Source organism: Bremerella sp. TYQ1, assembly GCF_020150455.1.
Taxonomy (GTDB): Bacteria; Planctomycetota; Planctomycetia; order Pirellulales; family Pirellulaceae; genus Bremerella; species Bremerella volcania_A.
Genome location: NZ_CP083740.1, coordinates 3,210,038 through 3,225,342 on the forward strand (window position 1 = coordinate 3,210,038; position 15,305 = coordinate 3,225,342).

Sequence of the window (15,305 nt, forward strand, 5' to 3'; positions counted from 1 at the left end):
GTTGCCTATGCCTTCCCCCTCTCAGCCTGAATCTAACGGTGGTGCCAAGAAGCGGGTTTCCCGCCGCCGCAAAACGGCCCACTTAAAGCAAGTCCCCGATCGCTTGGCACTGCGCGAAGAGATCCGTGATCGTTGCTATCAGATCTGCGAGAACCTCGATAAGTCGCGTCCCCTCTCCAAGGACGAAATGGAGAAGCTGACGCGGGCACTTCTGGAAGAGATGAACCTGCCCGAGTCGTATGTCGGCTGGGTAATGGTAATGATGACGTCCGCGTTTTGGCGAGATCAGGTCTCCGCCATTCCGCCAGAGCGACGACTGTTCCTGCTTCCTCATTGCCTGAAACATGCCGAAGGCTGTCCGGCCGATTACGATCAATTCGGGCTCGATTGCAAAACGTGCGGCGCTTGCAGCATCGCCGATTATCGCTCGCAAGCGGAAGAGCTTGGCTACCGTGTGTTGGTTGCCGAAGGCTCACCGATTGTGATGAAGATTCTTGTCAGCGGGTACGTCGATGCGGTTGTCGGTGTCGCCTGTTTGAATGTGCTGGAAAAGGCCTTCGACAAAATCTTACTCGCCGGTATTCCTTGCATGGCGGTACCACTGCACTCCAGCGACTGCCGCAACACGTCAGTCGACGAGCAGTGGGTCTTTGACATGATCCATCTGCCACACCGCGAGCCACAGCAGAAGACGGCCACGTACGTTCACTTGATGCGAGCAGCCCAGGACATGTTCGAGCGAAACGAACTGACTCGGCTTGTCGCACCGCAGCGCCAAACCGCGGAAACCCTCGACGCCGAAGCGATCGACCTGCCCAATCTCGATCCTGTCGCGGCGACCGAACGCCTGGCGATCGACTTCATTGGGCGTGGTGGTAAATACTCGCGTCCTTTCACCACGCTTGCCGTATACGATTCGCTAACAGGCGCCCAAGGCATGTCGCCCGAAGGTGCTGAGCATGTCGCTCAGTATTCGGATGCAGTGAAACGTGCAGCGCTCGCGATTGAAACCTTCCATAAAGCATCGCTCGTTCATGACGATATCGAAGATGACGACGAGTTCCGCTACGGCGAACCAACGGTACATCGTCAATTCGGTATCTCGACAGGCATCAATCTCGGCGACTACATGATCGGGCTCGGCTATCGCCTGGTCAGCCGCGAAGTCAAAACGCTTGGCCCGGAAGTCGTATCGAAGATTGTCGATCAACTTGCCGAAGCTCACATGCGACTCTCGGAAGGCCAAGGGGCCGAGCTGATGTGGCGTGATTCGGCCAGCAAGCAGTTGACTCCGATCGACGCGTTGAAAATATATGCGTTGAAAACTTCGCCGGCGTTCGAGGCTGCTTTGCACTGTGGTATCGCGTTGGCGAAAACCGAAAACGATTATCGCGACGAGATGCGTAAGTTTGCCCGACACGTCGGTGTCGCCTTCCAGATCTTGAACGACTTGAAGGACTGGCTCGGCGATTCAGACAACAAACTTTCCGCTGGCAACGATATCATCGGCGGCCGCCCAACGGTCCTGTGGGCACTGGCTCTACAGAACTTGAAGGACGAACGCAGAAACGAACTCATTCAAATTGCGAACGATCCAGATCTGACCGCTGCGGCGAAGATCCAACGTGTTCGCAGCCTTTACCTCGAAGGAGGCGTTTTCGACGCCGCCCAGCAGCTCGTGGAAAAATATCGGGCCAAAGCGGAAGAAATCGCCGACGAAATCGAACCTGAACCGTTTCGACGATTGTTGTATTATCTAGTCGATTCGATTTTGGAAACGACCGAGGATCACAAACCAACCATTGTCATCCCGACCACCTCACTCGAATTCCCCTTGGCCGCGCCTACCTCCTAAGCCCCACCTAGATTTTTTCGTTGGCCAACTCAAGTTTCGTCTCCCTTTCGAAAAAGAGGATCCGACGTGAAGCCGTCTCGCCACACGATGCCTGAGCTCAGCCAACTGATCGCACTTTTCTACGACAAAGCGGAAACGCTGGGGCAGTTCGAGGAAGTCTCGGCCCAGCAAACGCCGCCGCCGTTTCATCAGCTGCTCGCTCATAACGAGCACATGACTGTCACCGTCGAAAAGTTTCACGGCTGCCATGTCGATGTGAAAGTTCTCGACAAGCAAACCGACGGCCAATACTATTCTCGCAAGATCTTGCTCACGCGGCAGAGCGACGGCAAAGTCGTGCAGTACGGGATCGTCCGGCTCAACTGCGAGTTCCTCGACGAAGAACCGGCCAACGAGATCAAAAGCGAACGCATTCCACTGGGACGCGTGCTGATCGAACATAACGTGCTGCGAGAAGTTCAGCTGACTTGTCTTTGGCACGTTCAACCCGCCGAAGAACTTCGCGAACTGCTGGCCTTAGAGCCGAACGAAACTGTCTACGGTCGAACGGCTTTGATTTACTGCAACGGCGAGCCTGCCGTCGAATTGCTGGAAATCGTCACGCGAGACTAATTCCGCTTAAGCCACCGGCTTGCGGAGCGACGCGAGTTGCGTTGAGACTTTCTTCCACGCAACGTCCTGCGGCAAGCAACTCTCTTTCGCGGCCAGTGCCGATGCAACGCCAGCCGCTTCTCCCATGGCAACGGCATTTCCTGTCACCCGATAGCTGGCATGTGCGAAGAAGTCGCCACTGATGCAGCGACCTGCCATCATCAAGCCATCCACATCGGCAGCGATTAGCGCACGTAGCGGGATGTCGAACGGTTTGGCTTTGACCCCTTGCCCACTGTAGGCCGCTTTTTTGTTTTCTTCACGCGTTGCGGCATGGATGTCGACACTGAACTCGCTGCGACAAATGGCGTCTTCGTGGCGTGCTCCTTCGCGAACGTCATCGACGGTGACGAAGTAGCGTCCCTTAATCCGACGACCATCCCGCACGCCAATCTGCTCAGGCGTAGCGACCAACCGGCAATCACTCCAAGCCCCTCCGACTCCCTTAAGCGTCTGGCAAATATCGTACAATTCGCGACGCGCTCGAATGGTGGCTTCCGTGACCGCGGCGGCATCGAACGGACGTACACCATATTCGTGATTCATCATAACCGCAGCCACGCTGCCGCCCATGTACCACAGCGTTGGCTTGGCGTAAGAAGGATCGTGCCCTGCCGATTTCATCAGCTCGCGAAATTCGTCCTTGGTGTGCCCACCTTTCAAGCGATCGAACTGCTGCAGCGCTTCGGGGCTTGCGGTGATGATTCCCATCAACGACATCGGCTGGCAAGGGCAATCTTGATCGCGGCCGAATTCCCATTGGCAACCAGCCAAAGCGCCGACATCGCCGTCGCCGGTGGTGTCGATCACCGTATGAGCACGCCATGCCTGACGGCCTGACTTGGACTCGGTGACGACGCCCTTGATCCGATTGGCGTTGTCCTTTTCGACACTGACTACGCGTGTGTGGTACTGGACTTTAATCTTGTCTTCGTCGCACATCTGCTCAAGCAAGATCTTCATCGCTTCGACGTCGTACACGTAATTCTTCGAGCCGCTGGCACGATGTGCATCCATGGCAGCCAATCGGCGAGGAAGTTCGGCATTCAAGCCAGGCTTCTGGGCATCCATCACGTACGAAAGCATTCCGCTAGTCCACACACCGCCGAGACAGCCATGGGCTTCCAAAATGCGAACCGAAGCGCCGCTACGTGCAGCACTGATAGCGGCGGCAATGCCGGATGGTCCCCCGCCGCAAACTAGCACGTCGGTGGTATCAGCAATGGGCACTTTACGCTGCGGTTCTGTCATTTCGCCAGGGGACGAATCGGAAGCACCAGCTTCCAAGACCGCGGCCGGAATTAAGGCTCCGGAAACAGAGGCGGCCAAAAGCTGTCGACGGGAAAGGGAATTCGCCATGATGGAAACCTCACACGAAAAGGTGGCAGGAAGGGGCATCGCCAGGAGGGACTGTGGTGCGATCAGACATTCAGTCTAACAGTCGTTCGTAGCGATCTCCAACGTGAATTGCGTTTCTTTCGATCTAGGAAGTCACGGGAAAAGTAACGATCTCGTATGGCATCGCCCTAAGGAGACGTTTAGAATGGGCCCAATAGTTGTTTAACCAACTGTCTTCTCAACGTGTTTTGCCCGCCCCACTCCACCTTGAAGGCCGCACACCCATGAGATACGTGGTTTGGCTACTGGTCGTAGCCCTTATCATCCTCCATCAAGACCTCTGGTATTGGAACGATCGCACCTTGGTTTGGGGCTTCATGCCGATCACCCTGCTCTGGCAAGGCGGCATCTCAGTGGGGGCTGCCATCGTTTGGTTTCTGGCAACCATCTTTGCCTGGCCAACCGACTTGATCGAAGAAGCTCAGCATGAAGCGGAAGGGGGCGAATAATGGTACCGTTAATTGTTATCTGCGTTTATCTGGCACTCCTGCTGACGCTGGGGATCTTCGCGAGCACGCTCTTTCGTGGGTCCAGTAAAGACTATATGTTGGCCAGCCATTCGATTGGCCCTTTCCTTTTGCTGATGAGCCTGTTCGGCACGACGATGACCGCATTCGCTCTCGTCGGTTCGACCGGCGAAGCCTATGCCGAAGGGGTTGGTGTTTATGGTTTGCTGGCTTCTTCCAGCGGGATCATCCACTCGCTCTGCTTCTTCGTGCTGGGCATCAAGTTGTGGTCGTTTGGCAAGAAGTATGGCTACACCACCCAAATTCAGTTCTTCCGCGATCGCCTGCAAAGCGACAAGATCGGCATCCTGCTGTTCCCGATTTTGGTCGGCCTGGTCGTTCCTTACTTGCTGATCGGCGTGATGGCTTCCGGCACGGTGGTGAACGCCGTGAGCGAAGGGGCGTTTTCCAGCATGTTCGCCGAATACGACTACGGCGTACCGAACTGGCTCGGCAGCCTGGTCATTTCGATCGTCGTGCTGATCTACGTTTTCTTCGGCGGCATGCGTGGTACCGCTTGGGCCAACGCCTTCCAGACGATGGTCTTCATGGTGCTCGGCATCATCACGTTCTGGGTGATCTCCGATAATCTCGGTGGCGCTCAAGCCGCTTCGGAAGCGGTCGAGGAACGGAACCCATCCAAGTTGATGCGTTCGGTCGCGAAGTCCGACGAAGAAAAGTACGAGAAAGCGTTCGCCACCTGGCAGTCGCTTGCCGAGTACAACTTCGCCAATCAAAAAGCAGACGGCAACCTACTGACTGAAGAGCAAAAAGCTCAAGCGCTTGCCGACTACAAAGGCCCTAAAATTGGCAACTGGAAGGCTCGCGCCGAAGCAAACGTTGCCGTGGCCAACAACTTGATCGATCTTTCCGTCGCCGAAAAGAACGACGCGTTCATCCAACAAGACGACCGCGTGATGCCGGAGGAAAAACCGGAGTGGTGGAACACGCAAGTCATGACCGGCCATCAGTTGAACGCATACCATCGCAACGAGGATGCCGTACTTCAGGCCTACTCCGACCCGATCTATAACAAAAACATGGGACACCCAGACGAGTTCATTAACCCCGAGAACGAAGACCTCGGCCGGAAATGGACTCGTAAACGCACCGCTGGGGTTTACCGCGCCACGAAATGGTCGCCGGAAGAACCTCGGGCGATGTCGATGCTGGTCTTCGTTACTTACATGTTCATTCCGCTTTCGGTCGGCATGTTCCCGCACTTGTTCCAACACTGGCTCACCGCGAAGAACGCCCAAAGCTTCAAGCTTCCCGTGGTGGCTCACCCGCTGTTTATCGCGATCGTTTGGATTCCTTGTGTGCTGGTCGGCGTCTGGGCCACTTCCGCGGTTACCGACGCAGGACGCCCACTCATTCCGCCGCACTTCAATCCGAACGCGGTGCTGCCGTTTATGGTGGCCAACATGAGTGGTCCTTTCCTCAGCGGTCTACTCACCGCCGGCGTGCTCGCGGCGATCATGTCGTCACTCGATAGCCAGTTCCTCTGTATCGGAACGATGTTCACCGAGGACATTGTCGTCCACTACGGCGGTAAAAAACGGTTCACCGACAAACAGGTGCTCATCATCGCTCGCTGCTTCATCATCGCGATCGTGGCGATCACCTATGGGCTCAGCCTGTTTGAACCGCGGCGGGTGTTCACGCTTGGCGTTTGGACGTTCAGCGGATTCTCCAGCTTGTTCCCGCTGGTGTTTGCGGCACTTTATTGGAAGCGGCTTACCAAAGCCGGTGCCTATGCCTGCGTGATCACCGCGATCAGCCTTTGGTGCTTGTTCTTCTACATGAGTGACTTGGCGCTGAACCCACACTTCACGGTGTTCGGAATGATGCCGGTCGCGACGATGGTCCCAGCCGCAGCGATCGCCATGATCGTGGTTTCGCTGATGACGCAGCCGCCGGACGAGGAACACCTCAAGCGGTTCTTCCCGAAAAAGTCGTAACCGCGCGGACGTAGTGGCCATTATGCCGCAATTGTGTCCAAGCACCTAAAGAAACAATCTCAGGTGCGTAACTCTCGGAAGTTACGCACCTTTCTTTTTGCGCCGATCGAACGTGTGGAAATGCCTTCCCTTATTTTCAGCGCTAAACGGTCCCAATTTGGTCAACCAGTGGACGCCAGACGACGCACACCTCGTGAATTCTTTTTGTACACTTGGACAATACTTCGTTACAATATTGGCATTCCGCGGCCGATTGGCTCATTCTCGATTTTTGCGGTAGGATAAACGGCATTCCTACGGAGCGAAAAATGTCTTCATCTTCCCCCCAGCTTGTCATTCAACGATTTGCCATCGACCAGCATCGGTTTCTTCTGCGGCAGCTGACCGCGGACGACGCGGCGATCTATCTGAAGTTTTTCAATCAGCTCGATCCTCCCACGATTCGCTGCCGGTACGGGCACATGGTATCGCAACTCACCATCGACACGGCTCAGCAGATTGCGTCACTAGATCCAACGTGGGAGCCTGCGCTGGCGATCTTCTCGGCTGATGAATCGAAGATCGTTGCCCTCGGCCGCTTTCATACGGACGAAGCACGGCAGTCAGCCGAAATATCGATTGTGGTCGACACCACCATGCGACGGCTCGGCCTCGGCCGCGTGCTTCTGGAAAGCTTGATCGATCAGGCCCGGCATCGCGGCATCATTCGACTGCACGCGTACGTCGTCACCAAGAACGCTCCGGTACAAAAGCTCCTCCGCACGTTCGGCTTCCTGACCAACGAGCATGAGCCTGCGTTCTACTCGGAAGACGATGACATTAAGTTTACGCTTCAGCTGAACTCGTAAACAAAAAACTTTGCACGTCAGCCTTCGCCGACTTTTAATAGAGACAGGCTCTTATCTTGGCGGAGGTCATTCTGATGTCGAATTCCCATCTTTCGAATGCTCGTTTTTACCAATGGCTTGTCACTGCGACGCTGCTGGCGTTTTGCTTTTTGCTGGGCATGCTGGTCCCATTGCCTGCAGGCGAACCCACTTCTAAGAAGGCGACCGCAACAACCGGCCACGGAAAAACGTACGCACTAACAATGCAAAACCTCAGCGACGCGCGAGGGTACCAATATTGCGAGCTTGTTTTTGACTACGGCGATCGAGGCAACGACATCTACAGCACGTCCCCTCTCTCCCCTGCCGATTTGAAATGGTGGAACGATCTCGACGTTCAAGCGTTGGCGCAGGAGTTCGGCGCGAAGTCGGTTTACAAGAACGGCCCTCAATGGTGGTCGATGGACGAAGTAGGTGTCATGGGATCGAAGCCCATCAACGTTGACGGCACGCAGATGATTTTCGGAGCCCATCTTCCGCCTGGCACGCTGGAGGCCCCCAAGTATCATGTCTTCAATCCGGCCAAAACCCAGAACCTGGTCTGGCAGAAAGGCAAGCCGGTCTATCAATTGATCGACCACGAAGGTCACGTCTATGTCCTGCAAGGACACAAGATCCCCGCTGACCAATTGGCGACACTCGGCAAACGCTTTCAGAAACTGCCGAGCGGCTGGAAGTATCAAGTGAAGATGCTCGACGATGACCTGACGATGAACCTCACTCCAGACACCCCGATCCCCTCCGTTCAAGACGAATTCAATCAAATCTACATTCGCATGCCTGAGTCAGAGTAAGCCAACGCTCACTCTTAAGACTTTCCGTTTTCAATACGTTAAACGGAACAACACAACTTGGTCCCAATGTTTGCGGACGACATTGAAACTTCCTGTGCCGCCGTCCGCACCATGCCTTCGTAACGCTGGAAACTGACTTCATGTCCTTGCGAATGAATTTGTACGGCTGTGACATGAAAGAAGTCATTGCCGCCCTTGCATCGAACGACGAGGCGCTTTTGCAGACGGCCGAAACGCATATCGCAAAAGCGTTTTCTGAGGAAGAACCTCGCAGCCGCGCTACGGCTTGGTTGCGTACGTTGATCACCCAAGGGCACCAACTGCGAGAAGAACGCAAGTCCACTTCCACAGAGTCTCATGGGGGTCTCATTGTCAAATACGTCGAAGCGGAAACGCATGTTTATGCCCTGCTCGCATTAGTTCAGGCCCTAGCCGATGATTCGCATGTTTCATTCGCCAACGAGTCGTCGACTTGGAATCATTCGGCAATCGAAGGCCTTAGCCGCGAACTGAGTGCGTGTCATTTTTCTCGCTCCAGCGAATGCCCGATGATCTACCATGAATGCATGGTAAAGCTTCTAAGTGGTACGCCGCTGTTTGGCGACTCGTTTTCCACGTCCTGGGCTTTCTACAGCGTGGTAGAGAGACCTAACCTAGAGGGCTTTCTCGCGGCTCTTGATGCGGCAAAAGCGTACGAACGAAAGCTACCAGACTATATGCCGGAAGAACTGCGAAAAGAGTACGCCGTGCGACTTTCCCCGGAAGGTTGCCAATTCGTCGATGAACTTTCCGGCTGGCTCCACCAAATCAACGAAAAGCAGCAGGATGCTTTCGTCTTGTGGGCATAGTCGCCAAACGATTTGTTAAACCCGGCTCACCGTCAGGTTGTCGCGGTGGATGATTTCGTCGTACGGATGGTGGCCGAGGATGCTTTCGATTTGGTCGGTTTGTTTGCCGAGGATTTTGGCGACTTCTTCCGACGTATAATTCGTCAGGCCGCGGGCGATCTCTTGCTGCTGGGTATTGCAGACACGGACGACGTCCCCTTTATCGAACGTCCCGCGCACTTCGGTCACACCGATCGGAAGAAGGCTGCGACCTTTCTCACCGAGCGCTTTGACCGCTCCATCGTCGACGATCAGTTCGCCGCGTGGCTGTACTGAATAGCCAATCCAACGCTTGCGAGGCGTGACCGCTTTCCCCTGGGCTAGAAACAGCGTGCCGAGATCTTCGCCGTCGAGCAGTCGTGGCAAAACATTCGGCAGGCGGCCAGAAGCGATGATCATGTTCTCGCCGGTCGATGTGACCATGCGAGCCGCTTCCAGCTTGCTGGCCATGCCTCCTTTGGAATGGCCAGTCTTTTTGTCGCGGGCAAAACCCATCACCTCTTCGTCGAGCTTCGGCACTACCGAAAGCAATTTCGACTCGGCGAGTTCCGGCGAACCGTTGTATAGCCCCTGAACGTCCGAAAGCAGAATCAGCAGCGGAGCACGAAGCAGATTAGTGACCCTGGCCGCGAGGCGATCGTTATCGCCAAACGTCAGCATCAATTCTTCGACCGCCACGGTATCGTTCTCGTTGATGATCGGAATGGCGCCGAAATCGAGCACGCTTAACAACGTGTTTCGAATGTTGAGGTATCGCGTTCGGTCGTCGAGATCTTCCGCGGTGAGCAGCACCTGGGCAGCATGCCGGCCATGATCGCGCAGGGCCAGATCGTACAGCTCGATCAGCTTGGCCTGACCCACGGCGGCAACCGCTTGCAGCTTGGCCAAGTCGGTGGGCCGCTCGGTCAAACCCAACTGGCTCATCCCGGCCCCGACCGCTCCGCTGGAAACCAACACAACGCGACGACCAGACGCGGCCAGCTGCGAAAGTTGCCGCCCTAACTGAGTGATCTGCTCTTCGCTGAGCACACCCTGGTCGGTCGTCAGCACGCGCGTGCCCACTTTTACCACAATCGTGTGAGCCGAAGTCGCAATTTCCTGCCGCAGCAAGTCGGTCATAGTGTCCAAAGTTTCAAGCAAAAAGGGGGTGCCAACGTATCGATATCTTAAAGTGTGACGAGCCACTTGCCATGGGGGCCTGAAGGGACCATGTTTCGCTGGGGTTTTCTGAATCGGAAAATTGGGGGGTGGTACCGGTTTTCAAACCGGTATCGGCGCAGCCGACAAGAAGCCATTGAAACAAGTCTATCCTGGTGCCCAGGTTTCAATCCTTTTCGCTCCCCCTCAGTGTTTCTTCACTTTTAGCTTGCATCTCGTATTCCACGCTTTAATTTGCGTTTTTCCATCATTGGCACACTCCACCTTGCCAGGTGACATCACGAATGCGTCGTAAACACGTCCCCGCAGAACAGCTGTATATCCATTTTGTGACATTCAGCTGCTATAAACGGCGACAGGTTCTCAGATTTGATCAAGCAAATCGCGTTGTACTTTCTTGCTTGAATCGTTCGCTTCAGTTTTTCCGGGGCGATTGCCTTGGCTTTGTCCTGATGCCTGACCATGTCCATTTGCTTGTCTGGTTTCCAGAAAAAAACCAACTTGCCGATTTTCTGCATGACTGGAAACAGCAATCGAGTCACTTTATCAAGCGACAAGTGAACAAGCACAAATGGTCCTTCTTTAAGCAGGTCCCGCCAGACGATCCAATCTGGCAGAAACGATATTACAGCTTCGAGATTTACGATCCCGACAAGGTAGAAGAGAAGCTCGCCTACATGCATCAGAATCCAGTCCGCGCAGGGCTCTCTGACTTTCCTTGCGACTGGAAATGGAGTTCGGCACGCTGGTACGAAAATGGCCGCTCGGTTGGAGTCCCCATCCGAATGCCAGATTTCTGATTGAAAAACACCATAACTCACATCTCTGCAACAACGTCAATTCCCATCATCGCATTTAGGTTGCCTTGTAAAGATTGTTTCACTCAGCTGCGGGCATATTGCAATGGCTTCTTGTGGCCTACGGCCATCCCGGTTTGAAAACCGGGACCACCCTAGTAGCTGGAATTCTGCTTGCCCCTCGCCCTTCCCCCCTTGCGAGCACCTTAAGTCGGGATAGTTTGCCTTGCCCGGAAATGCTTCCCACCCAGTCGCAGGTAGGCATGGGGGAATCCGTGACTTCCGCGGCGTGACGGTTGAGGATTCGCATGTTCGTCCCTAAAATGAGCATGTGCTTGCTTGTTCCGGCCCACACCCCCAACGAAGACAATCCCGCGAAATGGATCTCGATTTGGGGGAACTCTGCAAACTCGGCAGGATTGAAACTGAAAATCTATGAGTGAACTCTTCCACGAATGTGGTGTTGCGGCGATTTATCATCTCCCCAGCGACGAAGAAAGTCCTCTCTGTCCCGATCAAGGTCCTGAAGAAGTCTCGCGGATGATGCCGCGAATGCTGCTGGATATTCAGAATCGAGGACAACTCGCGGCGGGGTTCACGACCTTCAGCCCGGAACGTAATCAGCTGATCGACACGCACCGAGACATCGGTACCGTCCAGGAAGTGTTTCGCCTGTCGCACCGCGGCAAAAGCGAATCGCTGATGAAGGAATATGCCGGACGTGCGGCGATCGGGCACGTTCGTTACGCTACCTGCGGGCAAGACGACAAGAGCTACGCCCAGCCATTCGAGCGACATCACTTGGTGAAGCACAAGTGGTTTAGCTTCGCCTTCAACGGGCAGCTTTCCAACTACAGCGAACTTCGCGATCGCCTGCTTGCCGACGACGACCATCACTTAAGCCGCGAAACCGACACCGAAATCATCATGCACGAGCTCAGCCGTGAGATGACCGGGGAAAAGCGGATCACGATGTTCGATGCCCTGCAGCGTGCCGCGCCACGGTTTGATGGGGCTTACAGCCTGGTCATGCTGAACGCTTACGGCGAGATGCTTGTGGCCCGCGATCCGTACGGCATCAAGCCACTGTGCTATGCCGTTTCCGGCCCGCTGTTCGCCGCCGCGAGCGAAAGTGTCGCGCTGATCAATCTGGGCTTCGAAGAAGACGAAATCAAGAACGTTGAACCTGGCCAGGCCATCACCATTACCGACGGCAAAGTCGAGGTGAAGCAGTTCATCGAATCGAAGCGTCGCGCTCACTGCTTCTTCGAGTGGATCTACTTCGCGAACGTGGCGAGCACGCTGGACAACCAAAGCGTCTACGTCAGCCGCACCAACTTGGGCGAAGAGCTGGCCGCCATCGAACGCGAGCGAAACGACATTCCGCTGGACGACGGCGACACGATTGTCGTTCCCGTCCCCGATACCAGCAAAGCGGCTGCTGACGCGATGGCCTTCGAGCTGGGAATTCCTTCCCGCGAAGGCTTGATCCGCAATCGCTACTCTGGCCGAACCTTCATCGAAAGTGGCAGCAAGCGTCGTCGTGCGGCCGAGATCAAATACACGCCGCTACGCGAAGTGCTGGAAGGGAAACGCATCTTCCTGGTAGAAGACTCGATCGTTCGCAGCACGACGATGAAAGTGCTGATCAACCGCCTGCGAGAGCGTGGCGGTGCGAAAGAGATTCACGTTCGCGTGGCTTGTCCACCGATCATCGCTCCTTGCTTCTACGGCATCGATATGTCGACGATCAGCGAACTGTTCGCCCCGAAGTTCATGGGTGACAGCTACCTGCTGACCGAAGAAATGCAAGATGCCATGGCCCAGCAGCTTGGGGCGGATTCGCTGCGTTACCTCTCGGTCGACTCGATCGCCCGGGCCGTGAACTATTCGAGCGACGACCTCTGCCAGGCCTGCATCACGGGGCAATACCCAACGGCCGGCGGCGAGAAGCTGTACCAGATTGCCCTGGAAACCAAAGACCAGGAAAACAGCAACGGCCGCACCTACGAACGTCGCAAAGAAGAACAAGCCGCGACATCGACTGGGGCTTAGTCCACGGCGAAACGCTACCGCCACGGCCTCTAAAACTCAACTTGCCCTGCCCCTCTCCTACAAACGGAGAGGGCCAGGGTAAGTGATTCAGCTCTCTATGAACGCCGCCCATACAATCTTGGGTACCATGCCCTGGCCTTCAGGTATCAGGCTAGGGTGCCATGCCTTCGTCCGCGTAGGCATGTCTTCAAATGCCCCACATGCCCACAAAGCCGTGAGCATGGTACCTACCCTTGCAACCCCTTGCAACGGGCGAATAACTAAGCTTCCGGCTTCAAGAACTGGCTGCGAAACACATCCATTTCGTTCTTTCGCATCCGCCGCTCGAAATGCGTGCGGTAGTCAAGATCGTGCTCCGATGGGGGCTCGTCGACATCGATGGGGCCCTGCAGTTTGGTCACTTTATGGAGTGATTCAACCGCCATCTCGAAGTAATCGAGCACGTCGGTCCAAAAGTGCAGCTTGCCGCCGGGACGGAGAACCCGTTCGATCTGCTGGCAAAACTCTTCGTTCATCAAGCGGCGACGATGATGTCGGGCCTTCCACCAGGGATCGGGAAAGTAAACGTGCACCGCTTCCAGCGAGTTGTCTTTGATGACCTCGCGAAAGATCTTCTGCCCGTCGCCATGGAACATGACCGCATTGGTGCGGCCCTCTTTGGCCAGCTTGTACCCGGCGAAGCGAGCATACTTGAACGCAATTTCGATCCCCAGAAAGTTGTGCTCGGGGAACTGACCGGAGGCGTTCTTCATGAAGAGCCCCTTGCCGGTTCCGACTTCCAGCTCGAGCGGCTGCTCTTGGGCGAAGTACGACTGCAAGTCTGGACGCGTCTCGAGAACGTCCGACTCGAAGAAGTGCTGCGAGAAGTCAACGTCAGGGTTCAGTTTGGGGAGTGCTCTACGGCCCATGATGATTCGTAACAGGAAAAACTAGAAACGGAATTCGTCGTCACGACGAGGATTAAATTGAAACGCTCGCTCTTGCTTCAAGACCGAGCCATACGTGGTGTCCGGAATGATCATCGTCAGCAGCGGCATGATCGCCATCCCAAACAAAAATCCGCCGATGTGCGCCCACCACGCCACGCCGCCGTCAAGCCCCAAGTGCAAAGCTCCGATCCCTTGGAACAGCTGAACTGCGATCCATAGCCCCAGCACCACCAATGCCGGAAGATCGACCATCATGAAGATGATCACGACAAACAACAAGCAGCGAACCTGGGCTCTGGGATAGGTCACCGCGTACGCACCAAGCACAACCGCCACCGCCCCACTGGCACCCACCGTCGGCACGTAGGCACCTGTCGCGGTGGTTGTCGCCCAATGAGCGAGCGCCGCGCAAATGCCGCCGAACAAATAGAACAGCAGATACGGAACATGCCCCAAGCGATCTTCGACGTTATTCCCGAAGATCCAAAGGAACCACATGTTGCCCAACAGGTGAGCGATTCCGGCATGCAGGAACATCGATGAAAAGATGGTCCCGACGGCTGCGGTCATTGTCGCAGGAAGCGTGACGACCGTATCATCGCCACTTTTTTCGAGAACCTCTTTCGCTTCCGGGGAACCTTTCAGCAAGTCTTGCAGATCGACGCGAACCGCTTCGCCCCCTTCCAGGGCAGAAGTGAATCGCTGCGGAACAAAACCATATTCGAGAAAGAAACGGTTATGCTCCAGCGGGTCGATCCCCAGCATCCCTAACAACAGAAGCGTATTCACCACGATCAGACCGACGGTCACGATCGGCCAACGCCGCGTCGGGTTTTCGTCGATCAGTGGGAATAGCATGGGGAGTTACCAGCAGAGACTCGGCACTCGTAGGCGTGGCCGCACCCCAGCGTTTTAGATCGCGTCCGGCAGAGGAATACCGCGGATCACGCCTTGGGCAACCAGGGTGGTGCCGACGAAACTTTGGAAGCTGCAGACCAGCATGCGTCCGGGGCTGTAGCGCGTTTGCTTCAGCACGCACAGCAGCCGGTCGCCGGGTCGTACGATGCCGCGGAACTTGACTTCATCCAAGCCACCGAAGCCCATTCGCTTGCCTGGCATCAAGTCGTGCGTGACAACATACCAAGTGCTGACTTGGGCAGCCATTTCGCACATCAACACGCCTGGCATCAGGGGCATCCCAGGCATATGACCGCGAACCCAGAAGGCGTCGTCAGCAATGTCGAGGTAGCCGGCGCAGATGCCTGCTTCGACGTCATCGTGGACGATGCCGGAAAGCTGTTCCATCTCGTAACGCTGCGGATTCGTCTTACGAACCCCTTCGAGGTCCGCGATTACGTTGTCAAAGTTGATCGACGCAGGGTCGAGAATCAGGACTTCTCGCGCCACCGTGAATCCTTCAGCTATCG

14 protein-coding genes are annotated in these 15,305 nt (G+C 55.6%); 9 read left to right on the forward strand and 5 right to left on the reverse strand.

Annotated elements, in window-relative coordinates:
• Positions 1–7: 7 nt before the first annotated feature.
• Both LA756_RS12805 and LA756_RS12810 read left to right on the forward strand, forming a co-directional pair.
• Positions 8–1,855 carry a polyprenyl synthetase family protein gene (locus tag LA756_RS12805; protein ID WP_224440268.1) on the forward strand — a complete coding sequence of 616 codons (1,848 nt, stop codon included), beginning with the start codon at positions 8–10 and terminating at the stop codon, positions 1,853–1,855.
• A gap of 66 nt (positions 1,856–1,921) precedes the next feature.
• Positions 1,922–2,467, forward strand: a complete 546-nt coding sequence (locus tag LA756_RS12810) for a hypothetical protein (RefSeq protein ID WP_224440269.1) — start codon at positions 1,922–1,924, stop codon at positions 2,465–2,467.
• Positions 2,468–2,473: 6 nt separating this feature from the next.
• Here LA756_RS12810 and LA756_RS12815 read toward each other — a convergent pair whose 3' ends face one another.
• Positions 2,474–3,865 (reverse strand): FAD-dependent oxidoreductase, encoded by a 1,392-nt coding sequence (locus LA756_RS12815; RefSeq protein ID WP_224440270.1) that lies wholly within the window; start codon positions 3,863–3,865, stop codon positions 2,474–2,476.
• Between the two features lie 263 nt (positions 3,866–4,128).
• Here LA756_RS12815 and LA756_RS12820 point away from each other — a divergent pair, with 263 nt between their 5' ends.
• From LA756_RS12820 to LA756_RS12840, 5 genes are all read left to right on the forward strand, one after another.
• Positions 4,129–4,353 carry a DUF3311 domain-containing protein gene (locus LA756_RS12820; protein WP_224440271.1) on the forward strand — a complete coding sequence of 75 codons (225 nt, stop codon included), beginning with the start codon at positions 4,129–4,131 and terminating at the stop codon, positions 4,351–4,353.
• Entirely contained in the window at positions 4,353–6,371 is a 2,019-nt protein-coding gene (locus LA756_RS12825) for a sodium:solute symporter (RefSeq protein ID WP_224440272.1), read from the forward strand. The genes LA756_RS12820 and LA756_RS12825 overlap by 1 nt, the downstream gene beginning before the upstream one ends.
• Before the next feature lie 308 nt (positions 6,372–6,679).
• Entirely contained in the window at positions 6,680–7,219 is a 540-nt protein-coding gene (locus tag LA756_RS12830) for a GNAT family N-acetyltransferase (protein ID WP_224440273.1), read from the forward strand.
• A 74-nt stretch (positions 7,220–7,293) separates the two neighbouring features.
• A complete protein-coding gene (locus LA756_RS12835; protein ID WP_224440274.1) occupies positions 7,294–8,052 on the forward strand; it encodes a hypothetical protein in 759 nt (252 codons plus the stop codon).
• A 140-nt stretch (positions 8,053–8,192) separates the two neighbouring features.
• Positions 8,193–8,900: a hypothetical protein gene (locus LA756_RS12840; protein WP_224440275.1), complete on the forward strand. Its 708-nt coding sequence runs from the start codon at positions 8,193–8,195 to the stop codon at positions 8,898–8,900.
• Positions 8,901–8,915: 15 nt separating this feature from the next.
• On the opposite strand, the gene proB is transcribed toward LA756_RS12840, so the two are convergent.
• Positions 8,916–10,058, reverse strand: a complete 1,143-nt coding sequence (gene proB / locus LA756_RS12845) for a glutamate 5-kinase (RefSeq protein WP_224440276.1) — start codon at positions 10,056–10,058, stop codon at positions 8,916–8,918.
• A gap of 323 nt (positions 10,059–10,381) precedes the next feature.
• Between proB and LA756_RS12850 the strand changes: the two genes are divergently transcribed.
• Together LA756_RS12850 and LA756_RS12855 are read left to right on the forward strand one after the other, a co-directional pair.
• Entirely contained in the window at positions 10,382–10,897 is a 516-nt protein-coding gene (locus LA756_RS12850; RefSeq protein ID WP_224440277.1) for a transposase, read from the forward strand.
• A 432-nt stretch (positions 10,898–11,329) separates the two neighbouring features.
• Entirely contained in the window at positions 11,330–12,949 is a 1,620-nt protein-coding gene (locus tag LA756_RS12855) for an amidophosphoribosyltransferase (RefSeq protein WP_224440278.1), read from the forward strand.
• A 260-nt stretch (positions 12,950–13,209) separates the two neighbouring features.
• Here the strand turns inward: LA756_RS12855 and trmB are convergent, their stop codons facing one another.
• From trmB to LA756_RS12870, 3 genes are read right to left on the reverse strand one after another with little or no spacing between them, the layout of a single operon-like run.
• Positions 13,210–13,857 (reverse strand): tRNA (guanosine(46)-N7)-methyltransferase TrmB, encoded by a 648-nt coding sequence (trmB, locus tag LA756_RS12860; protein ID WP_224440279.1) that lies wholly within the window; start codon positions 13,855–13,857, stop codon positions 13,210–13,212.
• Positions 13,858–13,878: 21 nt separating this feature from the next.
• Positions 13,879–14,736 (reverse strand): rhomboid family intramembrane serine protease, encoded by an 858-nt coding sequence (locus LA756_RS12865; protein ID WP_224440280.1) that lies wholly within the window; start codon positions 14,734–14,736, stop codon positions 13,879–13,881.
• Positions 14,737–14,790: 54 nt separating this feature from the next.
• A complete protein-coding gene (locus tag LA756_RS12870; RefSeq protein ID WP_224440281.1) occupies positions 14,791–15,285 on the reverse strand; it encodes a 3-hydroxyacyl-ACP dehydratase FabZ family protein in 495 nt (164 codons plus the stop codon).
• Positions 15,286–15,305 lie beyond the last annotated feature (20 nt).